The 23,582-nt window shown below is 65.3% G+C and carries 26 protein-coding genes and 1 pseudogene; 12 read left to right on the top strand and 15 right to left on the bottom strand.

What is annotated here, in order from left to right:
• The first annotated feature begins 78 nt into the window (after nt 1-78).
• On the top strand, nt 79-1,125 hold the full coding sequence (locus P0Y33_RS03390; protein WP_328518037.1) for a sodium:calcium antiporter: 1,047 nt from the start codon (nt 79-81) through the stop codon (nt 1,123-1,125).
• Here P0Y33_RS03390 and P0Y33_RS03385 read toward each other — a convergent pair.
• Nucleotides 1,115-2,413, bottom strand: a complete 1,299-nt coding sequence (locus P0Y33_RS03385) for an MFS transporter (protein WP_279529156.1) — start codon at nt 2,411-2,413, stop codon at nt 1,115-1,117. The genes P0Y33_RS03390 and P0Y33_RS03385 overlap by 11 nt on opposite strands.
• A 92-nt stretch (nt 2,414-2,505) precedes the next feature.
• Between P0Y33_RS03385 and P0Y33_RS03380 the strand changes: the two genes are divergently transcribed.
• Entirely contained in the window at nt 2,506-4,320 is a 1,815-nt protein-coding gene (locus P0Y33_RS03380; RefSeq protein ID WP_279529155.1) for a pentapeptide repeat-containing protein, read from the top strand.
• Nucleotides 4,321-4,495: 175 nt separating this feature from the next.
• Here the strand turns inward: P0Y33_RS03380 and P0Y33_RS03375 are convergent, their stop codons facing one another.
• The gene (locus tag P0Y33_RS03375; protein ID WP_279529154.1) at nt 4,496-4,786 is read right to left on the bottom strand and encodes a hypothetical protein; all 291 of its coding nucleotides are present in this window, start codon (nt 4,784-4,786) and stop codon (nt 4,496-4,498) included.
• Between the two features lie 136 nt (nt 4,787-4,922).
• On the opposite strand from P0Y33_RS03375, the gene P0Y33_RS03370 reads away from it, so the two are divergent.
• A complete protein-coding gene (locus P0Y33_RS03370; RefSeq protein WP_279529153.1) occupies nt 4,923-5,714 on the top strand; it encodes a DUF72 domain-containing protein in 792 nt (263 codons plus the stop codon).
• A 201-nt stretch (nt 5,715-5,915) separates the two neighbouring features.
• Here the strand turns inward: P0Y33_RS03370 and P0Y33_RS03365 are convergent, their stop codons facing one another.
• Nucleotides 5,916-6,323: an SRPBCC family protein gene (locus P0Y33_RS03365; RefSeq protein ID WP_279529152.1), complete on the bottom strand. Its 408-nt coding sequence runs from the start codon at nt 6,321-6,323 to the stop codon at nt 5,916-5,918.
• A 58-nt stretch (nt 6,324-6,381) separates the two neighbouring features.
• Nucleotides 6,382-7,434, bottom strand: coding sequence for a halocyanin domain-containing protein (locus tag P0Y33_RS03360; protein ID WP_279529151.1), 1,053 nt, complete (start codon nt 7,432-7,434; stop codon nt 6,382-6,384).
• A gap of 172 nt (nt 7,435-7,606) precedes the next feature.
• Between P0Y33_RS03360 and nirK (P0Y33_RS03355) the strand changes: the two genes are divergently transcribed.
• From nirK (P0Y33_RS03355) to P0Y33_RS03340, 4 genes and pseudogenes are all read left to right on the top strand, one after another.
• Entirely contained in the window at nt 7,607-8,674 is a 1,068-nt protein-coding gene (gene nirK / locus P0Y33_RS03355; protein WP_328518036.1) for a copper-containing nitrite reductase, read from the top strand.
• 81 nt (nt 8,675-8,755) lie between these two features.
• Nucleotides 8,756-9,787: pseudogene (gene nirK / locus P0Y33_RS03350) on the top strand (copper-containing nitrite reductase); the annotation flags it as partial.
• The gene (locus P0Y33_RS19090; RefSeq protein ID WP_279530080.1) at nt 9,782-10,177 is read left to right on the top strand and encodes a halocyanin domain-containing protein; all 396 of its coding nucleotides are present in this window, start codon (nt 9,782-9,784) and stop codon (nt 10,175-10,177) included. The pseudogene nirK (P0Y33_RS03350) and the gene P0Y33_RS19090, both read left to right, overlap by 6 nt.
• 348 nt (nt 10,178-10,525) lie before the next feature.
• A complete protein-coding gene (locus tag P0Y33_RS03340) occupies nt 10,526-11,686 on the top strand; it encodes a trans-sulfuration enzyme family protein (RefSeq protein WP_279529149.1) in 1,161 nt (386 codons plus the stop codon).
• Nucleotides 11,687-11,696: 10 nt separating this feature from the next.
• On the opposite strand, the gene P0Y33_RS03335 is transcribed toward P0Y33_RS03340, so the two are convergent.
• The 7 genes from P0Y33_RS03335 to thyX all read right to left on the bottom strand — a co-directional run bounded on the left by P0Y33_RS03335 (nt 11,697) and on the right by thyX (nt 17,753).
• A complete protein-coding gene (locus P0Y33_RS03335; RefSeq protein WP_279529148.1) occupies nt 11,697-12,005 on the bottom strand; it encodes a CGCGG family putative rSAM-modified RiPP protein in 309 nt (102 codons plus the stop codon).
• 105 nt (nt 12,006-12,110) lie between these two features.
• Nucleotides 12,111-14,423, bottom strand: coding sequence for a nitric-oxide reductase large subunit (locus P0Y33_RS03330; RefSeq protein ID WP_279529147.1), 2,313 nt, complete (start codon nt 14,421-14,423; stop codon nt 12,111-12,113).
• Nucleotides 14,424-14,526: 103 nt separating this feature from the next.
• Nucleotides 14,527-14,925: a MoaD/ThiS family protein gene (locus P0Y33_RS03325; RefSeq protein WP_279529146.1), complete on the bottom strand. Its 399-nt coding sequence runs from the start codon at nt 14,923-14,925 to the stop codon at nt 14,527-14,529.
• A gap of 83 nt (nt 14,926-15,008) precedes the next feature.
• Nucleotides 15,009-15,437, bottom strand: a complete 429-nt coding sequence (locus tag P0Y33_RS03320) for an ArsR/SmtB family transcription factor (RefSeq protein ID WP_279529145.1) — start codon at nt 15,435-15,437, stop codon at nt 15,009-15,011.
• A 37-nt stretch (nt 15,438-15,474) separates the two neighbouring features.
• Nucleotides 15,475-15,747 carry a DUF2249 domain-containing protein gene (locus tag P0Y33_RS03315; RefSeq protein ID WP_279529144.1) on the bottom strand — a complete coding sequence of 91 codons (273 nt, stop codon included), beginning with the start codon at nt 15,745-15,747 and terminating at the stop codon, nt 15,475-15,477.
• A 108-nt stretch (nt 15,748-15,855) separates the two neighbouring features.
• Complete coding sequence (locus P0Y33_RS03310) at nt 15,856-16,905, bottom strand: outer membrane protein assembly factor BamB family protein (protein ID WP_279529143.1); 1,050 nt, start codon at nt 16,903-16,905, stop codon at nt 15,856-15,858.
• A gap of 104 nt (nt 16,906-17,009) precedes the next feature.
• Nucleotides 17,010-17,753, bottom strand: a complete 744-nt coding sequence (thyX, locus tag P0Y33_RS03305) for an FAD-dependent thymidylate synthase (protein ID WP_279529142.1) — start codon at nt 17,751-17,753, stop codon at nt 17,010-17,012.
• A 100-nt stretch (nt 17,754-17,853) separates the two neighbouring features.
• Here thyX and P0Y33_RS03300 point away from each other — a divergent pair, with 100 nt between their 5' ends.
• Both P0Y33_RS03300 and P0Y33_RS03295 read left to right on the top strand, forming a co-directional pair.
• Nucleotides 17,854-18,201 carry a cupin domain-containing protein gene (locus P0Y33_RS03300; RefSeq protein WP_279529141.1) on the top strand — a complete coding sequence of 116 codons (348 nt, stop codon included), beginning with the start codon at nt 17,854-17,856 and terminating at the stop codon, nt 18,199-18,201.
• Nucleotides 18,202-18,259: 58 nt separating this feature from the next.
• On the top strand, nt 18,260-18,868 hold the full coding sequence (locus P0Y33_RS03295; protein WP_279529140.1) for an MBL fold metallo-hydrolase: 609 nt from the start codon (nt 18,260-18,262) through the stop codon (nt 18,866-18,868).
• A gap of 4 nt (nt 18,869-18,872) precedes the next feature.
• Here P0Y33_RS03295 and P0Y33_RS03290 read toward each other — a convergent pair whose 3' ends face one another.
• Both P0Y33_RS03290 and sod read right to left on the bottom strand, forming a co-directional pair.
• Nucleotides 18,873-19,163 carry a DUF5827 family protein gene (locus P0Y33_RS03290; RefSeq protein WP_279529139.1) on the bottom strand — a complete coding sequence of 97 codons (291 nt, stop codon included), beginning with the start codon at nt 19,161-19,163 and terminating at the stop codon, nt 18,873-18,875.
• Between the two features lie 103 nt (nt 19,164-19,266).
• A complete protein-coding gene (gene sod / locus P0Y33_RS03285; RefSeq protein ID WP_279529138.1) occupies nt 19,267-19,869 on the bottom strand; it encodes a superoxide dismutase in 603 nt (200 codons plus the stop codon).
• Nucleotides 19,870-19,979: 110 nt separating this feature from the next.
• On the opposite strand from sod, the gene P0Y33_RS03280 reads away from it, so the two are divergent.
• Together P0Y33_RS03280 and P0Y33_RS03275 are read left to right on the top strand one after the other, a co-directional pair.
• Nucleotides 19,980-20,228 carry an HAD family hydrolase gene (locus tag P0Y33_RS03280; protein WP_279529137.1) on the top strand — a complete coding sequence of 83 codons (249 nt, stop codon included), beginning with the start codon at nt 19,980-19,982 and terminating at the stop codon, nt 20,226-20,228.
• 12 nt (nt 20,229-20,240) lie between these two features.
• Nucleotides 20,241-20,750 carry an HAD-IIA family hydrolase gene (locus P0Y33_RS03275; RefSeq protein WP_279529136.1) on the top strand — a complete coding sequence of 170 codons (510 nt, stop codon included), beginning with the start codon at nt 20,241-20,243 and terminating at the stop codon, nt 20,748-20,750.
• Here the strand turns inward: P0Y33_RS03275 and P0Y33_RS03270 are convergent.
• Together P0Y33_RS03270 and P0Y33_RS03265 are read right to left on the bottom strand one after the other, a co-directional pair.
• Complete coding sequence (locus tag P0Y33_RS03270; protein WP_279529135.1) at nt 20,747-21,244, bottom strand: hypothetical protein; 498 nt, start codon at nt 21,242-21,244, stop codon at nt 20,747-20,749. The two genes, P0Y33_RS03275 and P0Y33_RS03270, sit on opposite strands and share 4 nt — an antisense overlap.
• Nucleotides 21,244-22,659 carry a cryptochrome/photolyase family protein gene (locus tag P0Y33_RS03265; RefSeq protein WP_279529134.1) on the bottom strand — a complete coding sequence of 472 codons (1,416 nt, stop codon included), beginning with the start codon at nt 22,657-22,659 and terminating at the stop codon, nt 21,244-21,246. Before P0Y33_RS03265 ends, P0Y33_RS03270 begins: the two co-directional genes overlap by 1 nt.
• Nucleotides 22,660-22,771: 112 nt before the next feature.
• On the opposite strand from P0Y33_RS03265, the gene P0Y33_RS03260 reads away from it, so the two are divergent.
• The gene (locus P0Y33_RS03260) at nt 22,772-23,581 is read left to right on the top strand and encodes an SDR family NAD(P)-dependent oxidoreductase (protein WP_279529133.1); all 810 of its coding nucleotides are present in this window, start codon (nt 22,772-22,774) and stop codon (nt 23,579-23,581) included.
• Nucleotide 23,582: the final 1 nt, after the last annotated feature.

The following is a 23,582-nucleotide window of genomic DNA, read 5'->3' as shown; positions in this document are numbered from 1 at the left end:
CGGACGACACACAACTGAGACACGGGACTCTCCCTGCGGGCCGGAATCTTCTCACGGTACCCGCTGTAAGCACGCCTCGTGTTCCGTCTGCTCTCGCTGCTGGCCCTCGCCGTCGGCGCGACCGGCGTCGTCTGGGTCGGGGCGTCTCACCTCGAAGATGCCGCGGACCGCCTCGCAACCTACTACGGACTTCCCGCGGTCGTCCAGGGAGCCGTCGTCGCCGCGGTGGGGTCGAGTTTCCCCGAACTCTCCAGTACGACACTCGCGGTCGTTCTCCACGGCGAGTTCGAACTCGGCGTCGCAGCCATCGTCGGTTCCGCAGTGTTCAACGTTCTCGTCATTCCGGCGGCGTCGACATTAGCTGCACCGGGGTCGCTTGGTGCGAACCGCGATCTCGTCTACAAGGAGGCACAGTTCTACATGCTCGCGGTCGCGACCCTTCTCGTCACCTTCGCGTTCGCCGCCATCTACAATCCCGTCCTGGACACGCCAGGGGTCATCCGCGGGCACCTCACCCGCGCGCTGGCACTGATCCCGATTGCACTCTATGGACTGTATGTCTTTATCCAGGCCCAGGACACCCGCGACCAGCGGACCGCAGTCGACACCACCGGTGTCTCGGCGACGAAGCAGTGGGCCATCCTCGTGGGGAGTCTGGCGCTCATCCTCGTCGGCGTCGAGGGACTCGTCCGCGCGGCGCTCGCACTCGGCACGTATTTCGGGACGTCCCCGTTCCTCTGGGGGCTGACCGTCATCGCGGCGGGGACGAGCCTCCCCGACGCGCTGGTCAGCGTCCGGGCGGCGAGGGGCGAGAACGGTGATGGCGGTGGCCCCGAAGGCGACGCGGTCAGCCTTGCGAACGTCTTCGGGAGCAACGTCTTCGACCTGCTCGTCGCCGTCCCGGCGGGCGTCCTGCTCGCGGGGACGACCGTCGTCAACTTCTCGCGGGCCGTCCCGATGTTCGCGTTCCTCGTCGGCGCGACGGTAATCGTCTTCACCGCGATGCGGACCGAACTCGCACTCTCACGACACGAAGCCGGACTCCTCCTCGCTATCTACGTGGGGTTCGTCGTGTGGATGGTCGCCGAGAGTACCGGTGCGACGAACGTCGTCCTCACGGGCTAACGCGGCCACCTTCTTGCTCGAAGCGCTCGCCGAAGACGACAAAGTAGCCGACACCGAGCAACCCGACGACCGTCGCGAGCGTGAAGGCGAGCTGTGGCGAGTAGGCGTGGTAGAGCCAGCCACCGAGTGCGGCGCTCGGAATCGTGAGGATGTTTCGGACGAGGTAGTAGGTGCCCGTGACCCGCCCACCAGTTTCGGCCGTCGCAGGCCCGACGACGAGTGCCTTGTGTGCGGGAAGACCGGCAAAGCGCAGCCCCGAGAAGGCGAACAGACCCGCGAGGACGAGTGCCGATTTCGGGGCGTTGACGAGCAAGAGGGGGAAGACGGCGTAGACGGCGAATCCCGCGGCGACGACCGGCTTCAGCCCCCACGCGTCGGCGAGACGAGCGCTAGGGACCATCACGAGCAGCGCGACGACCATCTCGACGCCGAGCAGGAGACCGAAGTACGCCTCCGGGGAGAAACGAACACCGAACAGCGTCGTCCCGACCGCGAGATAGTCGACGACCACGAGCACGAAGAACTCGTAGGCCATGCCATTGGCGAACCGGACGAACGTATCAGCGACGAGCAGCGGCCGGAGCTCCGACGGGAGCGCCCGCAGGTCGTCGATGATCGACGAGACGCCCTCGAAGGACTTTCCGACCGTGTCAGCCTCCGACTCGTAGAGAGTATGCTGGATGGCCGTTGCGCCGAGTGCGACGACGGCGCCGACGACGAGGACGACCTGAAAGCCACGCGTGAACGAAGGTGCGGCGGCGACGAGGAGTCCAGCGAGGACCGGCCCGACGAGAAATCCAACGCGACGGAACACTTCGGTACTCGCGAACCCGGTCGCGAGTCGCCCCTCGGGTGCGCTCTGTTTGACGAGCGCGAACGTCGCGCCCAACCCCAACGACTTCCACGCCTGGACGAACGCGAGTCCGAGAAAGACGAGCGCCCACGCGGGGAAGCCGTATCCCAAAATCGAGATGGTCCCAGCAAGCGGTGCGACGGCCCACAAGACGAAGCCGACCGTCGAGACCGCGCCGAAGAGTGTGAGCGAACTCCGTGTCCCGAGTCTGTCCGAGAGCGCCCCGCCCGGGTAGGGATAGAGCGCACCGAGGAGATTCCCGAAGCTCACGTAGATCCCGACGACGAACGCTGTAGCACCCAGGACCGAGAGGTACTTCGCCATGTACCGGCCAGTCATCTGGTAGGCGAGGCTGAACGCGAACATCGCCACCGAGAGAACGAGGACATCGCGTTCTAACGCGAAGAACTGCCGGACGGTCGAGCGGACCCCCATTGAGTCGTCGCATGCGAGCAGTCCCCACGAACCTTTCGCTCGCCCGCCAGAACCACTATAATGCACAGGACTATTATGGTGAATTAAATCGAATGGATCGAATAAAAACTGCTGGGAACTGCCAGTATCGCTTCGAACCGGGGGAGTCAGAGTTGGTCTCCGAGGACGCCAGCCTCGAGCGGGACGAACCGTGGGAGTGCCCGCACGACGCCGTCGAAGGCGAGGAGTACTGTGTGTTTCACCTCTCGACCGCCCACCGCTCGGAACTCGGCATCCGCGACCGACAGGTCCGTGCGGAACTCATCGCGGCCGTCGAGAGCGACTCGGACACCCGAAACGAGTTCGTCGGCGCGACCTTCGGTGAACTCGATCTCCGGGATCGGAAGATCAACTCGACGAACGCCCTCCCCATCAACTTCCGTCACTGTACGTTCGAGGGGAAGGTCCGTCTCCAGGACGCCCACGTCGTCGACCAGCTCGACTTCTCGCACAGCTACTTCCGGAGTCGCTTCGAACTCGACAGTGCGCGATTCGACTCGGATCTGATCTGTTACGACTGTGCGTTCGACGGCGTCATGAGCGCGAGTACGGCCCGGTTCTCGGGTCGAGGGGTGTTCTCCCGGGCGGGGTTCGAACACACCGCGGCGTTCAATAACGGCACGACGTTCGACGACGACGCCATCTTCACGGGGACGACGTTCCGCTCAAACGCGAAGTTCACCGGGACCCAGTTCGAGGGGCGGGCGTTCTTCCGCGGGTCAGAGTTCCGCTACCGGGCGTTGTTCACGTCCGCGAGCTTCGCCGATATCGCGAGTTTCGCGGACGCTCGCTTCACGGACGCGACCGTCTTCGACTCCGTCCGCTTCGACGGCCCGGCCACGTTCGGGACCGAAGACATCCACTCCGCCTACGGACCGGCTACGTTCGAGACGGCGCCCACCTTCGAGGACTCCGTCGCCGAGGGGTTCCTCGACTTCACGGGCGTCGACTTCGAGGACGGGGGCGACTTCTCACAGGCCCGCTTCGAGGAACTGGTCGACTTCCGTGACTCCCTCCTGATGGGCGACCTCCGACTCGACGACGCGCAGTGTGGCGAACGCTTCGAGTTCAACCCGCGCGCCGCTGGCGAGGGGGTCCTCGTCTCCTGCGAGCGGACGTCACTCGACGGCGGGACCCTCGCCCAACCGACGAAGGGCCACATCCTCTTCGACTTTCGAGACGCCGTGGTCGGGTCCATCTCGGTCCAGGCCGAGACCTCCGAGCAGTCGCCTATCGACTACATGCGCTTCGTCACGACTGCCTTCCGGGAGTTCGACTTCACCTCCTTTCGGCCCGCCCTAGAACCCGACTACGAGATTCACAACTTCGGCGTCGAGACGAGCGTCGAACCCGCGGACCTCGACCCCCGCGAGGAGGAACTCACCTACACGAAGGCCAAGAGCGGTGCGGACATGATCGGTGACAACCGCGCGGAGTCGGGGTTCTTCGTCCGCGAGATGCGCGCTCGCGGCGACCGCCACGCCGTTCGACGCCGAAACAGCGACTCCACGAAAGAGCGAATCGTCGCCGGCGTCAAAGAGGTGTTCAACCGCTCGTTCGACGTGGTGTGTGAGTACACCGAGAACCCACACCGCCTCCTCGCGGTGATGCTTGGCATCATCGGTCTCTTCGCCGGCATCTACTGGGTACTCTACTCGCTTGCCGGTCTCTCAGCACCGTACCCAGAGGCCCCGGGTCCGTTCAGCTACATCCTCCTAAGTGGGGAGTCGTTCACTGGACTCCACCACCCACCGGCGGCCGCGCTCCCGACGTGGCCGATCCGTCTCGTCGGCGTCGCGGAGGCCGTGGTCGGCGCGCTCCTCATCGCGCTGTTCCTCTTCACCCTGACGCGGGCGGTCCACCGCTGAAGGGCGGTGAGGTAGGGGCGAGGGTGTCGGACCCTCGCCGCCACCATCGATAAGTGTCGGCCCTTCGAAACGTCTCGTGGCCACCGGAGCGCGCCTCCGGTTCGCCACGCACTCGCCGCCCATCGGAACCCGGCGCCGCCGTTCGGGTCTCCCCCGTCGGCGGTTCTCCCCCTTCTCAGCGATCACGGAGTCTGGCAACTCGCGACCGGACCGCGTTGACGACTCGCTCGCCGATTCGTAGAACCGGGTAACAGAGTGTGTAGAGTGCGGTGACGGCGATACCGGCCACCGCAGTCGCCGCGTACACGAGGAAGCCGACCAATCCACCGACGAGTCCGAGCAGTTGGTACAGGAGCGGGGCCGACGGCCCCTCTGTCTGGGAGAGATACGGCCGGACACGGCGGCGAACGGGCAGGACGGCGCGGTGGACAACCGCACGAAGGACGGCGACGGGCGACGGGACCATACCGGGTCTGCACGCCCGCGGTACAAATATCCAGTGCGAGCGACCACTGACAACTTCCGCACTGACTAGAGTGTGAACGAAGTCTGCTCCCGGTTCGGGCACAACGCCGATAGGCGTGCCGTCGGTGGTGTCAGGTATGGCGGAGTTCGAAATCGGGGTCTGTGGCTACGGCGACTATCGCCCCGGCGAGGGGTGGAAAGCGGAGTACGACCACAAACTCCAGGCCTACGCCGACGAGTTCGACGCGGTCGAGCTGAATCGCACGTTCTACGAACTCCCGCAGGTGTCGACCAGCGAGCGCTGGCGCGAGGTCGTCGACGAGATGAATGAGGAGTTCACCTTCCTCCTGAAGGGGTGGCAGGCGCTCACTCACCCTTCGCGGAGTCCGACGTGGAACAACCACCGCGACGCCGAACCCGAAGGCGAGAAGGGCTACTTCCGTCCCACGGAGACGGTGTTCGACGCCTGGGAGCGCACGCGTGACCACGCCGAGGCACTCGACGCCCCGGCCGTCCTCCTCCAGACACCCGCGGGGTTCGACTGCACGGACGAACACGCCGAGAACCTCCGGGAGTTCGTCGACGGCATCGACCGCGGCGGCCGGACGCTCGCGTGGGAACCGCGTGGCGACTGGAAGGCAAACCTCGATTCGGTCGAGGCGCTCTGCACTGAACTCGACCTGATCCACGTCACCGACCTAAGCCGGCGCTTCCCCAGTACGACCGACGCCGACGTGGCCTACGTCCGCTTCCACGGCCTCAACGAGGACCCATACGATTACGACTACGACTACTCGGACGAGGAACTGGACGAGATTGCCGACCGCATGGGAACGCTCGGCGACGAGTACGAGACGGTGTACGCGATGTTCAACAACTACGAGAAGGTCGACAACGCACGGTCGCTCCGCGAGAAACTCGGAGTGTGACAGCTAGTTGTTAAGTCTATGGGGACCGAAGCTAGCGGTGTCGCGTCCGTCCCACGCACCCGGCCACTGCGGCGAAGAACAAGGTCTGCAGCCGTACGCTGGTGCTACACGCGCTCGACCGGCGCGGTTTTCGCCCTTTCCCGCGTCGGGACGCTGACGGGGATCGGGCGCGCCCCCATATATACTCCGAGAGCGTTCGAGCTACAGTTCCGCCAGGGAGTCGAACTGCGCGGTCAATTCCTTGCGTCGCTGGCGTTTCACGACGGTACTGTCGAAAATCGGCCCGACGAACTTCGCGGCGAGTTCGAACTCCGTCGTCGCCTCGACGGCCGTCCCACCGTCGGCGGACTCGACGCGATACTCCGTCCACATCTCCCGGAAGATACCGTCGCGCTGGACGTAGGCGAGGTCGGCGCCCTCGCGCTCGACGACCTCGAGTGTGAGTTCGATCTCGACGAGTCCGAGGCGGTTGGTCAACTCGATACGGTCGCCCTCGACGACCACCTCGTCGAAGCCGGCGGCGCGCATGAACTCGCCGACGTCCTGCATCGCTGCTCGGACGGTCTCCGGGTCGGCGTCGACCTGCCGCGAGACGGTTACGGACTCCATAGCTAGTGATTTCGGAGACAGCGCAAAGAGTTCGTCGCCCGAGAGGGCAACGACTGTTTCAGGCGTGGCCACCGCGACGCCCGATCGAGGAGTCGCTCACGGCGACGCCGTCGGGCCGGTCCTCGTCGTCGCCCGTGAAGCGCTCGCGCTCCCAGAAGGCGAGCAGACCGACGACTGTCACGAGCCCGGCAACCACACCGCTCGTGGCGGCGACACCAGTGTCGTTGAGCGTCGTGGTCGGGACGCCGCCTGCGCCGACGACGATCGCACCGCGCATCGTCGCGCCCGCGTTCGCGCCGGCCGTGTACTTGCTGATGCCGTTCCCGTCGAACGTGAGGGCGAACGTCCCAGACGTCTGGGCCCCGCTCTGGTAGGACCCGTCAGCCGCGGTGACCGCGTAGGCGGTGTCGACGTCGTCCCACTCCCAGACGACGGTCGCACCCGGATCGACGCGGACCGCGGCCGGGGAGAATCCGTCGTCGGTGACGGAGATGTGGACGGTCGACTTGCCCGTCTGGTCGACCGTCCCGCCGAAGTTCTCGACGCCGTCGAACCAGCCGCCGTAGTCCGGTTCGGTGTACGCCGAACCGCCGTCGGACTCGTCGGTCGACGAACCCGAGCCCGCACCGGCCGTCTCGACCGGAATGGAGCCGACGACGATGGCACCCTTCATCCCCATCGCTGCGTGCGGGGCGCACACGTAGTAGGAGACGCCCTCCTTCTCGAACGTGTGGGAGAAGGTTGCGCCCGCCTTCGACTCGTAGGAACTCTTGAAGGCGCCCGCTTCGTCCACGACGTTGTGCGAGCCACCCTGACCGGTCCACTCCCAGGTCACCGTCGTGCCCGGGTCGACGCGGATCGCAGCGGGGCCGAACCGGAAGCCGTCGTCCGTACCGACCCCAACAGTCACCGCGTCGGTGCCCGTCCGGTCGACGACGCCGTCGTAGTTCGAGACGCCGTCGAACCAGCTAGCGAACTCCTCGCCGACCGACGCGGCACGCGCCGATTCGCTACCGGCCGTCGCGAACGCACCCGCGACGGCGAGTGCGCCCGTCGTCTTCAGGAACGTCCGCCGATTCACCGCCTGCCGGGATTCGGTAGTGTGCTGCATCACTGGTTCACAACTAACTGTAGGCGAACCGGGGTCATAACCCGGGGAGCTGAGTCCCACTTTCAGAGACACGGTCCCAGGAACGGAGATTCAGCTCGCTAACATATACCCACAGGTCGCGAACTCTCAATCGTAGGTGTAAGACATGACTCAAACGCTCACTCGACGGACGATGCTCCAGACAATCGGCGTCGGGAGCGCCGCGATGTTGGCCGGTTGCACGACGACTACCATGCAGGGGGCTGTCTCCGCGTCACCCGCGGACATTGCCGTCGGTCCGTCGGCGAAGACGGCGACACTCGACCCTGCGAAGGCTGTGACTGCCGACCGCGTCGCGGCCGATCCCCGCGACATTCCCGGTCCGATCACTCGGACCGAGCCCACGGACGTCGAGGTCACCCTGGAGACCACCGAGGTCGTCGCAGAAATCGAACCTGGCGTCACCGTCCGGTACATGACGTTCGACGGCCAGATCCCCGGCCCGTTCATCCGCACGCGAGTGGGTGATACGGTTCACCTCACGATCCGAAACGCGCCGTCGAGCAAGATGGCCCACAACGTCGACTTCCACGCTGCCCGCGGGCCGGGCGGTGGTGCGGAAGCGACGACGGTCGCCCCCGGTGAGGAGGAGACGCTGCGCTTCAAGGTCACGTACCCCGGCGCGTTCGTCTACCACTGTGCCGTCGCGAACGTCGACTACCACATCTCGACCGGGATGTTCGGTATCATCCTCGTCGAGCCCGAAGAGGGGCTTCCCGAGGTGGACCACGAGTTCTACCTCGGACAACACGAGCTCTACACGACCGGCGCGACCGGCCAGGAGGGCCACCACGAGTTCGACTTCGACGCCATGGCCGCTGAGGACCCCACGTACGTCCTCATCAACGGCGAGAAGTACGCCATCGGGCCGCAGGGTTACGACGAGATGGTCGTCGACACCGACGACACCGTCCGCATCTACTACGCGGTCGGTGGGCCGAACGTCGAGAGCAACTTCCACCCCATCGGGTCGGTGTGGGACACCGTCTACCGCGACGGCGCGCTCGCGAGCGACCCGGACTACTACGTCCAGACCGTCCCCATCGCGCCGGGGAGTTCCGCGGTCGTGACCGCGACGTTCCCCGTCCCCGGTGAGTACAAACTCGTCGACCACGCCCTCTCGCGTGTCGCACGGAAGGGCTGTCTCGCCGTCCTCCGCTCCGAAGGGCCGGAGAACCCCGAACTCTTCGACGCGAGTTGATCGCGTCGAATTCGCTTTCAGTGTGTTATCATACCACGGCCAATAGTTACAAGTTTGTTAGGATGGTGCGGATACATATTCGTGTCACGAAACCACCTCGAGCGTCGAGATTTGCTCAAGGCGACCGGCGTTGCCGGAGCCAGCATGGTTGCAGGCTGTCAGGCGCCCGTGAAGCGACGACCGAACTCGAGTGCGCCAAACGTCGACGTGGATAGCGTCGCTGCGGATCCGACCGCCGTCCCCGCCCCGGTCACGTGGGACGAGCCACGAACACACGAAATTACGATGAAGGTACAGGAGGTCACCGCCGAAATCGCGCCGGGCGTGACCTTCGACTACATGACTTTCGAGGGACAGGTCCCGGGGCCGATGCTCCGAGTCCGGCGCGGCGACCGCGTCCGGTTCCGTCTCACGAACCCCGAGGGTAACGACCTGCCGCACAACATCGACTTCCACGCGGTCTACGGTCCCGGCGGCGGGGCAGAGGACACGACCATCGTGCCGGGCGAGTACGCCGAAATCGAGTTCACGGCGATGTACCCTGGGGCCCACATCTACCACTGTGCGGTTCCCAACCTCGATCAACACATCTCGTCGGGGATGTTCGGGACGATCCTCGTGGAACCCGAAGATGGCCTCCCCGAGGTCAACCGCGAACTCTACTTCGGTCAACACGAACTCTACACGAAGAGCGAACTCGGCCAGGAGGGCCACCACATGTTCGACTTCGAGGGGATGGAGGACGAAGACCCGACGTACGTCGTGTTCAACGGTGAGTCGTACGCCTTCACTGAGGGTCGCTACGGCGCCATCGACGTGAACCGTGGAGAACGAATCCGGCTCTACTTCGCTAACGGTGGCCCCAACCTGACGAGTTCCTGGCACCCGATCGGGAACGTCTGGGCCAAACTATACCGCGACGGCGACCTGCTCTCCGATCCTGCCCGATACGTCGAGACGACGCCCGTTCCGCCGGGGTCCGTCTCCGTCGCCGAAATCGAGACACCAGTCCCGGGACCGATCAAACTCGTCGATCACGCCATCAGCCGTGCGGACAAGCGTGGTGCACTCGGCGTCCTCGACGTGAAGGGGGAAGAGCAACCGGATATCTATAAGACCATCACGAGCGGCCGAGGAAACGACTACGGGAACGAGAACGAAACCTTCGACGGCTGGCTAGATGACGTCAACAACTATACGGGCGTCGTCGACAAGATGGACGTCGAACAGCCGGAAGTCGTCGTCGGCGCGGAAGGGAATCGCGGGTCCTTCGCCTTCGAACCAGCCGCTATCAAAGTCTCACGTGGCACGACCGTCAAGTGGGTGTGGACCGGAGAAGGCGGCTACCACAACGTCGTCGACGAGGGTAGTTCCTTCGAGAGCGACCTCGTTCAGGAAGAAGGATCCACGTTCACGCACACGTTCGATAGCTCGGGCGTCTACAAGTACGCCTGCACACCGCACGAAGCGCTCGGAATGAAGGGGGTCATCGTCGTCGAGTAGGCCAGCCCCGCCCAAATCCGGCCCGTCCTCTCTCTGATTTCTCGCTCATACCTAATCGTTTAGTGGGACTACTTACCGGCACCCTCCCCAAACGTGTCGACACCCCCCATGAGCGGACCACGAGAGATCGAGTTGCAGTGTGAGTGTGGCGACTGGATAGCGACAGAGAGCTCCGGGCGACTATCCTGTGACTGCGGCGCGGAGTACGTTCTCAACGTCACGCAGCTAGTCTCGTCCGACTGAGTCGTTGGTCCGGTACTGTGCCTCCGTGGGCGGAACGTCCTCCAGCGGTCGATACGTCGCCGCCGTGCGTACGATACTTCAACTGGGTCCCCGTTCCTCCGGACGATGACCCACCGTGACTTTGCGACCCGCGCGATCGACCACCCCGTTCGGGGCGCACCCGCGACCGGCGACGTCGTCCCGCCGATCCACCTCTCGACGGCGTTCGAGATGGACGACCCCGGCGCGCCCGGGCAGGGGTACAAGTACAGTCGCTTCGGCAACCCGACGCGGGACACACTCGAAGCGACCCTAGCGGGACTCGAGGGCGCCGACCACGCACTCGCGCTCTCCTCGGGGATGGCGGCCATCTCGACCGTCTGTTTCAGCACGCTCTCGCCCGGCGACCACGTCGTCGCCTTCGAGTCGCTGTTCGGCGGGACGAAGGCGCTGTTCGACGACCTGCTGGCGCCGATGGACGTCGACGTGAGTTACGTCGACGCGACCGATCCCTCGAACGTCGCGGCCGCGGCGACCGCCGACACCGAACTCGTGTGGGCGGAGTCGCCCACGAACCCACTCCTGCGGCTCTGTGATATCGAGGCAATCGCGGCCATCGCCGACGAGTACGACGCCCGCTTCGCCGTCGACAACACGTTCAACACCCCCTACGTCCAGCGCCCGCTCGAACTCGGTGCCGACGTCGTGGTGTACAGCACGACGAAGTTCCTGAATGGTCACAGCGACGCGACCGGCGGCGCCGTCGTCACCGACCACGAGACCTGGATGGAACACGCCCGCTTCGTCGGCGCGAAGGCGTTCGGGGCGGTCATGGCTCCCTTCGACTGCTACCTCGTCCAGCGCGGGCTCAAGACCCTCCCGCTGCGGATGGACCAACACCAGGCCAACGCACAGGCCGTCGCGGAGTTCCTCGCGGACCACTCTGAAATCGAACACGTCTACTACCCCGGCCTGGAGAGCCACCCCCAACACGACCTGGCGAACGAGCAGATGGACGGCTACGGCGGTGTCGTCTCCTTCGAGGTCGCGGGCGACGCCGCGGTCGCGAAGGCCTTCTTGGAGGAACTCGACGTGTTCAACCTTGCAGTGAGCCTTGGCGGCGTCGAGTCGCTCGTCGAACACACGGCCTCGATGTCGGCCGGCAACCTGAGTGCAGAAGAGCGCGAATGGGCAGGCATCTCCGAGTCGCTCGTCCGCGCACCGATCGGCGTCGAAGACGTCGACGACCTACTCGACGACCTCGCTACCGCCCTCGAAAAGCTCTGAGAGTAGTTGGCTACTCGACGTGGACGCGGACGACGTGGCCGCCACAGCCACACTGCTCGACGTGTTCGTACTCGACCGTCTCCTCGAACGCGTCGTCGAGGGCGTCGAAGAGGTACTCGCGTGGGTGTCCGTGGTTCGCGTGGGTGACGAGATTCACGTGGTAGCCCGCCGCGGTCCGATTGACGGCGTCGATCGCCTCGGACACCACTCGCTCGCGGTCCTCGGCGTGCTCGGGTTTCTCGAGGTTGGCCGACCACGAGGCAGTGTGGACCTCGTCGGTGATGGATTCGGCGTCGCGCTCGTGAGAGTGGCTCGACATACCTAGAGCGTGGCGACGACAGACGATGAGCAGCGTGCCGAACCGGTTCGCCTCAAGGAAGTCGAAAACGTCGACCGAAGAAAAGGCGTGGTGAGGAAAGAGCCGTTAGTCGTCGAGTTCGGCGCCGACGTCCTCGTCCTCACCGAAGATCCGCCGGGAGATGATCGTCCCGCCGGTGACGGGTTCGATCTCTTCACGACGGACGAAGCGCTTCTTCAGGACGTCGTAGCAGAACACTGCCGAGCCGAGGATGATGAGGATGTCTCCCGGCAAGCGCGCCCAGAAGATCAGTTGGACGAGATTCTGGCTGTAGAAGGCCAGCGAGCGCGCGGCGTCGTAGCCCTGCGTGAAGACAGTCTCCAGCTGGAGGAAGCCAACCGGAATGTCGCCGACGAGGACCATCCACGCCATCCCGATGTTCCACAGCCAGAACGCACGCTTGAGGTTCGTCGGATCCCACTTGCCGGGTTCGGTGGTGAACCGGAGGATGTAGACGGCCATCCCCAGCGCGAGGAAGCCGAATGCACCGAACATCGCGGCGTGGGCGTGCGCGACCGTCAGGAAGGTCCCGTGCTCGTAGTAGTTGACGAGCGGGAGGTTGATGAAGAATCCGAGCACGCCGGCGCCGACGAAGTTCCACACCCCCGAGGCGACGATGAACATGAACGGGAGCTTGTAGGGGAAGCTCTCGCCGGCGTTGACCATCGCGCGGTACTCGTTGATCGCCTCATAGAGGATGAAGACGAGCGGGATGAACTCGAGCGTCGAGAAGACGCTCCCGATGGGAACCCAGTACTCGGGCAGGCCGATCCACCAGTAGTGATGGCTGACGCCGATGACGCCCGCGCCCATCACGAAGAGGGCCTCGAACATCACCGCCTTCTCGGCACTCCGCCGAGAGAGGAGGTTCATCGAGACGAGCGAGACGCCGATGATGGCGACGACAAAGAACTCGAAGACGCCCTCGACCCACATGTGGACGACCCACCAGCGCCAGAACTCCGTGACGACGATGGACGTCTTCGGCGTGTACATCATGCTCGCCATGAAGAGCAGGCCGATGGAACCGCCCGCGTAGATGATCAGGTGGGCGAGTCCGTAGGGCTCCTCGCGGTCGAGCAGCGGCTTGAAGCCGCGTGCAACGAGTGCCGTCCAGAGGAGGAAGCCCACGAGCAGGCCGACCTGCCAGAGGCGACCGACCTCGAGGTACTCCAGGCCCTCACTGCCGAGGATCCACCAGAGTGCGCCCTCGATGTACCCCTGGGCGCCGAGCCAGATGCCCAGTAGTCCGCCGACGACCACGACGACCAGCGCGCCCAACAGGACGTGGATGTAGCGTTTCTGGTTGTTTGGTTCGTGACCGGTGAGCAGCGGCGGGAGGAACAGCCCGATCCCGAGCCACATCGTCGCGATCCAGAGGACCGCGAGGTCGATGTGCCAAGCCTTCGTGATGGCAAACGGGAGGGCCTGGACGGCATTGATGCCCAGCGCCTCCGCGATGCCGTAGAACCCCTCACGTTCGATGTAGTAGTGGGCCATCAACCCACCCAGCAACGTCTGTATCAGGAAGAGGGCGGCCGCAATTGGAACGAAACGGACGGCCGCAAACTGACTCGGGAAGAGGTCGATGTCCGCGGGATCGGGAACCTCGACGCCCTCGGCAGTCGGTTCGGGGAGCTTCACTGACTTGTAGAGCCAGATGCCGGCACCGCCGCCGGCGACGAGCAGCACCATCGCGACAACGCTCCACGTCATCGCGGAGGCAGGCGGCGTGTTACCTGCACCGGGGTTGTACGGCCACTCGTTGGTCCACGAGATGGCACTGTTAGGTCGGTCGATGGACGCGAACATCGCGGTCCAGAGCGCGAAGTCGGCGAACCGCCTGGCCTCCTCGGCCGAGGAGACAAACTTCGCGGGGATCCCGTGTTCCAAGGATCCATCGTAGTAGCGCTCGACGTAGGCCTGGCGCACCTGTTCGTAGGCGTAGGCCTCCGCTGCGGTGAGTTCCATGGTGCCGTCGAACTCACCGTTCTGGAGTTGCCGCTTGACGACCGAGTTCACGGCTGCCTGCCGCGCCTCGTCGAGTTGCGAGTACTCTGTGTCGTATCTCTCGCGGGCGACGTACTCGCGCATATTCGTCACTAACCGCTCCTGTGCGTCAGCGGTGTAGTCGGCGCCGAAGTAGGCGCCGTTACCGAGGATCGTCCCGTGGTTCATCAGGCTGTTCTTCTGGAAGACGGCCTTCCCGGCGACGATATCCTCGTTCGTCGCGAGGACGTCGCCGTTCGGACCGACGATTTCGTTCGGCCGTTCGGGCGATTGCTCGTACGCGAAGTACGCGCCAGCGCCCATGACGACCAGGTTGAAGACGAAGACGACGGCGAGTATCTTCGCCAGGGTCTTTCTACTGACTCTCATCTCGATTGGAGGTTCGTCGCATAGGTATAGGTTAGTAGCGGCGGTTCCCAGGCGCTGAGAGGTAGGCCGAACACGTTCGGTGTTTTAGGTTGCATCGGCTCGATTAACAGCAGAAAATGAAGGGATAGATGAGTGCGACCCGGTCGCCGTCGTTGAGTTCGGTGTCGAGCCCGTCGAGTTGCTCGTTGAACCGGCCGTTGACGGTCACGCGGGCGAACTTCCGGGTCTGCTCGCCCTCGGGATTCTTCGCCCAGTTGTCGCCGGGGAGGTTCTCGGGCGTCGGCGCCCACCCCCGTGCCGTCGCTTCCGCTTCGGTATCGGCGATAATCATCTCTCTAACGTCGTACGCTGCGAAGAAGTCGGCGAGGAACTCCCGGAGCGTCTCCCCCTCGAAGGTAAACTCCATCTTCCCGGTCCCGACGGCCGACCGGACGTGGCCGGTACAGCGCACTTCGACCGTCGTCTCTTCACCTTCCGTCTCACGAGTGGTCTCGACACTCATACTCGATGGTTGCGCTTAGGGCCGCGAGAATCTGGTTCCGAACACGTTCGGGGATGACCCCTCGAACGGCCGCCTCCGAATCCCTACACCTCGCGTTGGACCTGCGACCACAGCTTGTCGAGCCGTTCGTCGGGTGTTCGCTCGCGTTCTTCGATCTCGACCGTGAAGCCGTCTTCGCCGGCGACGACTTGGACGGACTCGAACGTCCGGACGTAGAGCGTGACCTGCCGGTATCCATCCTGGAGCGACGTCCGCTCCACGACGAGTCCGGCCTCGCTCAACAGATCGAGCTTTCGGTAGGTCGTCGACGAGGGGATGTCGCAGTGGTCGGTGACTTCACTCGCCGGCCGCGGTTCGTCGAGCACCTGCAGTATCTCGCGGCAGTCCTCGTCGTCGAGTGCGTCCAGGACGTCCTGAATCGGTGGTTCGAGGTCGGGAATGGGTACGTCTGACTCCACTCGTTCGTGTGTGTTCCGCCCGAGTGCGGCGTGTCGATGAGTCGTATCGGTCATGCGTTCACGTTGGGAGAGAATTGGTCGAGAAGCACTGTTACGACCGCCAGACGACGGTGACGACGCCTGTATCTCGCTCGACCGTCGCGTACGTCCACCCACGGTCGTCGAGTTTCGGGTAGAGGTGCTGTGGGGCACGGTCGTTCAACTGGACGAGGACCGTCTCGTCGCCGAGCGTCGCGAGCCGTTCGAGGGTCGTCGTGAGCGGCTCGGGCGGTGGCGACGTACGGACGTCGAGGACCTCGCGTGGCCGGTCAGTGGGTGCTCCCGCGGCGGCGACGGCGGCGTCGGCGTCGAGTTGCTCCGACATGGCTGTAGATAGTGCCCCCGCCCAACAAGCCGTGTTGCCGAACGTGTTCGGCTCCGACTCAAGCTGCGACTCCGAAACCGAGAAACTCCCACCTCGCAGAGACTCCGATCAGGTCAAGGTTGGGACCGACCGCCGCAGGAATGTCCCGTCGCGCGTGACGGCGTAGAGCGACCCGTCATCGACGATCGGCGCGCTCCGGAGCACGCCGTCGATGTCGATTGTCGTCCGTCGCTGACCAGTCGCCCGCTCGACGGCGTAGATCGATCCCGTCATCGAGGTGAGGAACACGGCACCATCCGTAGTGACTGGCTGCCCGGTCAGCGTGGTGCCAGCGTCGAACGACCACTGCTGCGTCCCGTCGGATGCGTCGAAGGCTGCGGCAGTGCCGTCGGTCGTCGCGGTGATTACCGCCTCGTCGTCGGTGGCGACCGGCGACGTGCCGCCCGGTCCCGGTCGGCGCTCCCACCGTTCGTCGCCACTCTGCGTGTCGAGTGCGTGGAGGAAGGCGCCAGTCCCCGTAACGAACACTGTGTCGCCGTCCGGGATAGGTGGTGCACGGGTGTGTCGTTCGATTCGGGTCTCCCACTGTTCCGTCCGCACGTCGGTGTCGACCGCGCGCACGACGCCGTTCCAGTCGGCAGTGAAGATGGTGGACCCCGCTCCAGCACTGGCGGCCGCGACACGGCCGGAGACGCGCTCACGCCAGCGTCGGTCGCCAGTCTTGGGATCGAGCGCGACGACTCCCTCGTCTTCGAAGACGAACACCGAGTCGTCGCCGACGACCGGCGCGGCGACGGCACGATTCTCCGAACGGACGGTCCACCGGTGGCGACCGCTCGCCGCGTCGAACGCGCGGACCGCGCCGTCGGCGTAGCCGACGTAGACCTGCCCCCGCGTCGCGTCGTGGACAGGTGCGGTCGAGGTGGCTGACTGCGTCCGCCGCGTCTGCCACGCGAGCGAGCCGTCACGGCGGACTGCGGAGAGCTGACCGGTCGTCGTCCCGACGAAGAATGTCTCCGCACCGCTCGCGATCGGGGTGACGACCTCGCCAGTCAACGACTGGGACCATCCGCTCCCGGTGAATCGACTGGCACACCCGGCTGTGAGTGCGACACCACTTGCACCGACTGCGCGGAGCAGACGACGGCGGGGGAGCATCGTGTGTGGACGTGACACACGCCTAACAAAGATGATTTGTGGCCGTCGTCGAGCGGTCGAACGAATCGAACAGAAATCAGCAGAGGAGCAACCTTCGCGTCGCGCTACGGTGCGAGGCGGTTCTTGCGGTTCTTCATGTTCTCTTCGTAGTAGTCGAAAGTGAGGGGACACCACTCGGCAGCGTAGTCGAGAATACTTTCAGTCATCTGACGAATCTCCCACTGGGCGTCGGCGGCGGCACGCATGTCGGCGACGTGCATGAGCATGCGAGCGTTCAGCGACATCACCATGTTCACCTCGGTCCCGATGGGGAGGACGAAGCGGGCGTCCTCGGGCGGCATCCCGAGGTCGAGCAGTTCCTGGTAGTCCTCGACCGACCGTTTCACGGACTCGCGGAACACTTCTTCGCGCTTCTCGACGGTCTCTTCGTCGACGGCGCCGGTCTTCTGGTTGCGGCCGATCCAGTCGGGGTCGGTCGCCGACGGCGGCGTGACGACGAGTTCGCCCTCGGCGACGTCCTCGGGGTCGACGTCGTCGAAGGAGACGTACCTCATCGACTGGATGTCGAAGCTAGCGTGCCTGTGGCGGGTGATCTGGGCCATGCAAGACCGACTGATACCCTTCACGTGGAAGGTCGCCTGGACGTGCTCGAAGGGGCCGAAGTGGCCATGACTGAGGAGGTGGCCGATGAGGGTCTCTTTCTTCTCTTCGAGGGTGTCGCCGTCGATATCCGCCATGACCTCCTCGAAGTCCATGTCCGCGCCGTACTCGCTCATGTAGTCGTTGCGCGCCGCTCGGGCGACGACCTTCTCCGGATTCGGGGTGGCTTCCAGGAGTTCGACCTTCATAGTTGCTGTATCGTGGGTAGGGCCACGTCCACAAAACTGTTCCACTCTTTCTCTGCGAACGGCCAACCGATTGAAGGGATATCCGTTCGCAGTCATCCACATGCCGTACACGAAGGCACACGCTGGCGAAGCAGAGTCGGTACTGCCGGACAACGTCGCGGGCGAGATGTGGATGCTGAAGGACGAACTCGGTGCCGAGAACCTCGGCTTCACGTTCCTCTCGCTGGAGGCCGACGAGGAGACGAAGCCACACACCCACATCGAAGAGAACCTCGAAGAGATTTACTTCGTGGTCGAGGGTGGCGTCGACGTCGTCTTCGACGACGGCCACCGCGAGCACCTCGACGAGCACGAGGCCATCCACATCACGCCCGAGGAGGAGCGCCAGATCCAGAACCACGACGAGTACTCTGAACTCGTCCTCGCGAGCGCACCGGTTGAGGAGTAAGGGAGCGGCCTCCGAACGGAGCGCAAGAGCCAACCCCGGCGGCCGCCGACTCTCCGTCATGGCGCAGGTCCACAATCTCGCGGCGGACGTCCGGGCATTTACTAGCAACGTTTTTCTGGTCGAGGGAGACCGAACCGTCCTGGTCGATGCGGGCGCGAACTTCGACGTCGTCGAGCGACTCGAACAGCACCTCGACGACGGTGACGGCGACCGCGCAGCTCTCGATGCGGTCCTCCTAACGCACACGCATCCCGACCACATCGACAACCTCGACTCCGTGAGAGACGCCTTCGACGTCGAGACGTGGGGGTTCGACCCGACATACCCGCAGGTCGACCACGGAATCGCGGATGGCGAGACAGTCCAAATTGGGGACTACGAGTACGTCGCACTCCACACGCCCGGCCACAAGGACGACCATCTCTGCTTCTACGGCCGTGAGGCGGGTGTCCTCTTCGCGGGCGACCTCGTCTTCCAGAACGGGAGCTACGGCCGGACCGACCTCGAAGAGGGGAACCACCGGTTGCTCGTAGAGAGTATCGAGCTGCTGCTGGAAGAACTCGACGAGGAATTCGACGTCATGCACGCCGGCCACGGCCCGAGTGTTTCGGGCGAGCCGTACGGCGACGTCGAACTCGCGGCGAAGATGGCCCGCTCGGCCCAGTGATCGGCTACTCGTCCGACTCTACGAGGTCTTCCGTCAGCAGGCCGTAGTAGCCGGGTTCGTCCTCGCTCGGCGGCTCGGCGATGACGAGGTTCTCGCTGTTACGCATGACCCACGGGATGGCCCAGTCGAGGAGGATCTCCTCGGTCTCCTCGTCGATAGCGGCGTCGGGTTCGAGGCCCTGCATGAGACGGGCGATTTCGTAGACAGTGTACATCTTGTCGGCGTCGAGGAGCTCCTCGGGTTCGTAGAAGTCACACGGGTAGAGCCCCTCGAACGAGGACTTGGGTCGCGGCATACTCGAACGTGGACGCGCCCTGGTCAAAAGCCTCCCGACCGGTCGCGAGCGCCGCGGCTGGTCGGCGTGTGCTCGAAAGAAAAACGTGGGTTCGTCCGGAGTCCTACTCGAACTTCGCGGTGACGTCTTCGTACTTGTCTGCGACGTCGTCCCAGTCGAGAACCTCGAAGAAGTTCTCGATGAAGTCGCCGCGGTCCGGACCGTAGTCGTAGTAGTAGGAGTGCTCCCAGACGTCGAGCGCCAGGATCGGGTGCGAGCCCCAGAGTGCGCCCTGGTCGTGCTTGTCGACGACGAGGTTACGCAGCTGGTCGCTCTCCGAGTCGTAGACGAGGAGCGCCCAGCCACCGGCAGCGGACGCAGCAGCCTTGAACTCGCCCTTCCAGGCTTCGTAGCTGCCGAAGTCCTCCTCGATGCGGGCCGCAAGCGCGCCGGCTGGCTCGCCGCCGCCGTTCGGGGACATGTTCTCCCAGAAGATGGTGTGGAGTACGTGCCCCGAGCCGTTGTGGGTCACGTTGCGGATGGCGCCCGGCGAAGAGGAGAAGTCTCCCTCCTCGCGGTTCTCGGCGAGCGTCTCCTCGGCGCTGTTCCAGCCGTTGACGTAGCCCTGGTGATGGGTGTCGTGGTGCCAGTTCAGCACCTGCTCGGAAATATGCGGTTCGAGTGCGTCGTAGTCGTACGGGAGTGGTGGGAGTTCGTATTCGCTCATAATGTAACCTCCACTGGATGCCACTCTCGGAGACGTGTTAAAGGTTGAGGACGTGTGTGGCACGACCTAACACGCCACTTCTTTGCTCGCGGCGCTTCGACAGTGGGTGAGTGACCTACGCCGCCGCTCTCGTGGACCTCGATGGCACCGTCTGGCGCGGTCGGGAGTTGATTCCGGGCGCCGACCACGCACTCGCAACTCTCCGCGAGCGCGGCGTCCCCGTCGTTTTCGTTACGAACAACACGGGCGTCCGCCCCGCCGACTTCGCCACACGCCTTGACTCGCTTGGCGTCGACCCGGACATCGGCCCGGTCGTGACTGCGGGGTGGGCTACCGCGCAGTATCTCGCCGACCACTGACCTGATGCCTCGGTGTTCGTCCTCGGCCAGCCAGAACTCGTCGACGAGGTGCGCGACGCCGGACTGGACGTCGTCGACGACGGCGTCGCGGACGTGGTCGTCGCGGCCTACGACGATCGCATCACCTTCGACCGCCTCACTCGGGCGCTCCGGGCGTTCGGTCCCGGGACAGTGTTCGTCGCGACGAATCGCGACCGCTCGACGCCCGAACCCGACGGACTGGTCCCCGGAGCGGGCGCGACCGTCGGTGCGGTCGAGGGGATGACTGGCCACGATCCCCTCGTCGTCGGCAAGCCCGAGACACGACTCGGCGAAATCGCCGCCGAGACGCTCGGGATCTCTCTCGACGGTTGCCTAATGGTCGGCGACAACGTCCACACGGACATCCTCATGGCCGAGCGCGCCGGCATCGACTCGGCGTTCGTCCGGACGGGCGTGAGTAGCGAGGCAGACGTCGAGTCGACCGGTATCCGGCCGACGCACGTCCTCGACTCGCTGGCCGACCTCCCCTCGCTCTTCTAGGCGCTCGCGTTCACGACCGGCACGCGGTCGTGGCCGACCCCATCCGATACGTCGATGGTGGCGACGACCTCGCCCTCATGAGTGAGACGGACTTCGGTGGCGTTCCCGGGGAGCGTCGCCGACAGGTCGAGTGTCGTTCCGGGCGTACAGCCCTCGGGCGGCGACCCCTGTTTGTCCGTCTGCTCGACCGTAATGTGGGCCGCATACAGCCCCGATGAGACGTGGACGAGGCGAAGAGTCGCAGTCTCGTCGGCCGCGTGGCGGACCGTGACGTTGCTCGTCACGTACGTCCGCTCGTCCGCGCGGACGCCGTGGAGCCACCCGGGCTCGGCGTCGACGCAACCGGTCGCCGACGCCACGCTGTACGGGGGCGAGTCCGGAGAGATCTGTTCGTCGCTGGGCTGAAGGGTGGCTACCGCGCCGACTGCGAGGATGGACCCGAGGACCAACCCGGCGAGGAAGACGGCGACGGTCCGTTCGGCGCGCGACGCCATCAGTCGTCCTCCCCGCGGGCGCGTTCGAACATCGCGAGCGCCGCCTCGCGACGCTCGCCGTGGTCAACGATGGGGTCGGGATAGTCGGGCGCGAGCGAGTCGCGTTCGTCGGCGTCGAGTTCGTTCCAGGCGTGTATCTTCTCGGTGGGCACGTCGGCTAGTTCGTCGACGTAGGCCTTCACGTATTCGGCGTCGGGGTCGTATTCCGGTTGCTGGGACCAGGGGTTGAAGATGCGGAAGTAGGGCTGGGCGTCGGTTCCCGTGGAGGCGGCCCACTGCCACCCGCCGACGTCGTTGGCCGTATCGTGGTCGACAAGGTGCTCGCGGAAGTGGGCGTAGCCCGCGCGCCAGTCCTGCAGGAGGTCCTTCGTGAGGAAGGAGGCGACGAGCATCCGTACCCGGTTGTGGACGAACCCCTCCTCTCGTAACTGGCGCATCCCGGCGTCGACGATGGGAACACCCGTCCGCCCCTCTTTCCACGCCTGCAACTCCGCGTCGTCCTCACGCCACTCGATGGGTTTCGGATAGGCGTCGTAGTTCTCGGTCACCGTCTCGGGGTGGAAGTAGAGTACTTGTACGTAGAACTCCCGGAAGGCGAGTTGGCGCTGGTACTCCTCGACCGCTTCCCGTGCCGGCTCATCGTCGGCGTCGACCATCGCCTGGACGGTCCGTTCGAATACTGTACGGACGCCGATGCTCCCGAAGGAGAGGTCCTGGGAAAGGCGGGAAGTAGCCGCCTCGGCGGGGTACTCACGCGCCTCGTCGTAGCGGTAGATGTCCTCCTCGCAGAACGCTTCGAGACGCCGGTGGGCCGACGCCTGCCCCGCCTCGACCGGGTTCGCGTCCGGTTCGTCGAACCCGAGCGTGTCGAGCGCCGGCAGGTCGTCGCCGTCGAGGTCGGCGAGTGCGTCGCCGTCGGGTGCCGCCACGGGGTCGCGCTTCTCGCGGTCACGCCACTTCTTCCAGAAGTAACTGAACACGGAGTATGGGTCGCCCGCGTTCGTGCGGATGGCCCCCGGTTCGTGGAGGACCGCGTCGTGAAACTGCTCGTGCCTCGTCCCCTGCTCGTCGAGCGCGGCGCGGACGGCTTCGTCGCGTTCGCGGGCGAGTCCGGAGTAGTCGTGGTTCCACACGACGCGGTCGGCGTCGCATTCGGCGGCGACCGCCGGGACGACCGCAGAGGCGTCGCCGCGGCGGACGAGGAGGTCGCTCCCACGCTCGCGGTAGGCCGCGCGGAGGTCGGCGAGGCAGTCGAGGAGGAAGGCGACTCGGACGGGCGACCCGTGTTCGAGGATACCGTCGTCGAGGACGAACAGCGGGACGACGGCCTCCTCATCGTCGACTGCGTCCGCGGCGTCGGCCAGACCAAGGTTGTCGGCCACCCGGAGGTCCGAGCGGTGCCAGAACAGGTGCATGGACCGACCGAGACGCGGGAGCGGCCAAAAGCTACCGGCGGCGATGGGCAGAAAGCCGCGACGGGCGCCGGGGTCTCCGGCCTTTTCCGTGGGACGCTGTTACCCGGCATCGATGCCTGTCGAAGATGATATCCGCACGACGGAGTCGGTTTGCGAACGGTCCAGCGTCGCCGGGAAGACTGCGGTCGTCACGGGCGCCTCCAGCGGCATCGGCCGCGCCGTTACCGAGACGTTCGTCGCCGACGGTGCCGACGTCGTCATCTGCTCACGCACGCAGGCGGACGTCGACGCCGTCGCCGAGGAACTGAACGGTGCCGACGTGCCGGGCGAGGTCCTCCCCGTGGAGTGCGACGTGACCGACCGCGACGACGTCGAGGCACTCGCCGCGGCCACCGTCGAGGAGTTCGGCGAGGTCGACGTGCTCGTCAACAACGCCGGCGGTGCCGCGGGCGCAGGGTCGCTCGACGAGGTCGACGCCGAGACGTGGGACGGCGTCATCGAGGTGAACCTCACCGGGACGTACAACGTCACCACGGCGTTCGCGGACGCGCTCCGCGAGGACGGCGGCGCGGTCGTCAACACGGCGAGCCAGGCCGGGCGCTACGGCGTCGCGGGTATGGGTCCCTACAGCGCCGCGAAGGCCGGCGTCATCGCGCTCACCCGAACGCTCGCCAGTGAGTGGGCCGATGAGGACGTCCGCGTGAACGCGGTCAATCCCGGCTTCATCGCGACGCCGCCGGTGAAGGAGATGCTCGGTCTCGACGAGACGCCCTCCCGCGAAGAAGTCGCACGCGAAATCGGGACACCCCACGAGGTCGCCGACACCATCCGCTTCCTCGCGAGCGACGCCGCCTCCTTCGTCACCGGCCAGACCATCGCCCCGACCGGCCTTCCCCACACCTTCGAGCCACCGACGCCGTAGA

The sequence above is a fragment of the Halospeciosus flavus genome (assembly GCF_029814175.1).
GTDB classification, from domain to species: domain Archaea; phylum Halobacteriota; class Halobacteria; order Halobacteriales; family Halobacteriaceae; genus Halospeciosus; species Halospeciosus flavus.
Note: the sequence above shows the minus strand (reverse complement) of the source record. Positions and strands in the feature narration are given on the sequence as shown.

What these genes read in the sequence shown, in the direction of transcription:
- P0Y33_RS03330 (WP_279529147.1), bottom strand. Translation starts at nt 14,423, where the DNA reads ATGAGAGTCAGTAGAAAGACCCTGGCGAAGATACTCGCCGTCGTCTTC.
- P0Y33_RS03295 (WP_279529140.1), top strand. Translation starts at nt 18,260, where the DNA reads ATGGCGCAGGTCCACAATCTCGCGGCGGACGTCCGGGCATTTACTAGC.
- P0Y33_RS03325 (WP_279529146.1), bottom strand. Translation starts at nt 14,925, where the DNA reads ATGAGTGTCGAGACCACTCGTGAGACGGAAGGTGAAGAGACGACGGTC.
- P0Y33_RS03265 (WP_279529134.1), bottom strand. Translation starts at nt 22,659, where the DNA reads ATGCACCTGTTCTGGCACCGCTCGGACCTCCGGGTGGCCGACAACCTT.
- P0Y33_RS03320 (WP_279529145.1), bottom strand. Translation starts at nt 15,437, where the DNA reads ATGACCGATACGACTCATCGACACGCCGCACTCGGGCGGAACACACAC.
- P0Y33_RS03365 (WP_279529152.1), bottom strand. Translation starts at nt 6,323, where the DNA reads ATGGAGTCCGTAACCGTCTCGCGGCAGGTCGACGCCGACCCGGAGACC.
- P0Y33_RS03300 (WP_279529141.1), top strand. Translation starts at nt 17,854, where the DNA reads ATGCCGTACACGAAGGCACACGCTGGCGAAGCAGAGTCGGTACTGCCG.
- P0Y33_RS03370 (WP_279529153.1), top strand. Translation starts at nt 4,923, where the DNA reads ATGGCGGAGTTCGAAATCGGGGTCTGTGGCTACGGCGACTATCGCCCC.
- P0Y33_RS03385 (WP_279529156.1), bottom strand. Translation starts at nt 2,413, where the DNA reads ATGGGGGTCCGCTCGACCGTCCGGCAGTTCTTCGCGTTAGAACGCGAT.
- P0Y33_RS03315 (WP_279529144.1), bottom strand. Translation starts at nt 15,747, where the DNA reads ATGTCGGAGCAACTCGACGCCGACGCCGCCGTCGCCGCCGCGGGAGCA.
- P0Y33_RS03340 (WP_279529149.1), top strand. Translation starts at nt 10,526, where the DNA reads ATGACCCACCGTGACTTTGCGACCCGCGCGATCGACCACCCCGTTCGG.
- thyX (WP_279529142.1), bottom strand. Translation starts at nt 17,753, where the DNA reads ATGAAGGTCGAACTCCTGGAAGCCACCCCGAATCCGGAGAAGGTCGTC.
- P0Y33_RS03290 (WP_279529139.1), bottom strand. Translation starts at nt 19,163, where the DNA reads ATGCCGCGACCCAAGTCCTCGTTCGAGGGGCTCTACCCGTGTGACTTC.
- P0Y33_RS03270 (WP_279529135.1), bottom strand. Translation starts at nt 21,244, where the DNA reads ATGGCGTCGCGCGCCGAACGGACCGTCGCCGTCTTCCTCGCCGGGTTG.
- P0Y33_RS03360 (WP_279529151.1), bottom strand. Translation starts at nt 7,434, where the DNA reads ATGCAGCACACTACCGAATCCCGGCAGGCGGTGAATCGGCGGACGTTC.
- P0Y33_RS03310 (WP_279529143.1), bottom strand. Translation starts at nt 16,905, where the DNA reads ATGCTCCCCCGCCGTCGTCTGCTCCGCGCAGTCGGTGCAAGTGGTGTC.
- P0Y33_RS03260 (WP_279529133.1), top strand. Translation starts at nt 22,772, where the DNA reads ATGCCTGTCGAAGATGATATCCGCACGACGGAGTCGGTTTGCGAACGG.
- nirK (WP_328518036.1), top strand. Translation starts at nt 7,607, where the DNA reads ATGCTCCAGACAATCGGCGTCGGGAGCGCCGCGATGTTGGCCGGTTGC.
- P0Y33_RS03335 (WP_279529148.1), bottom strand. Translation starts at nt 12,005, where the DNA reads ATGTCGAGCCACTCTCACGAGCGCGACGCCGAATCCATCACCGACGAG.
- P0Y33_RS03375 (WP_279529154.1), bottom strand. Translation starts at nt 4,786, where the DNA reads ATGGTCCCGTCGCCCGTCGCCGTCCTTCGTGCGGTTGTCCACCGCGCC.
- P0Y33_RS03380 (WP_279529155.1), top strand. Translation starts at nt 2,506, where the DNA reads ATGGATCGAATAAAAACTGCTGGGAACTGCCAGTATCGCTTCGAACCG.
- sod (WP_279529138.1), bottom strand. Translation starts at nt 19,869, where the DNA reads ATGAGCGAATACGAACTCCCACCACTCCCGTACGACTACGACGCACTC.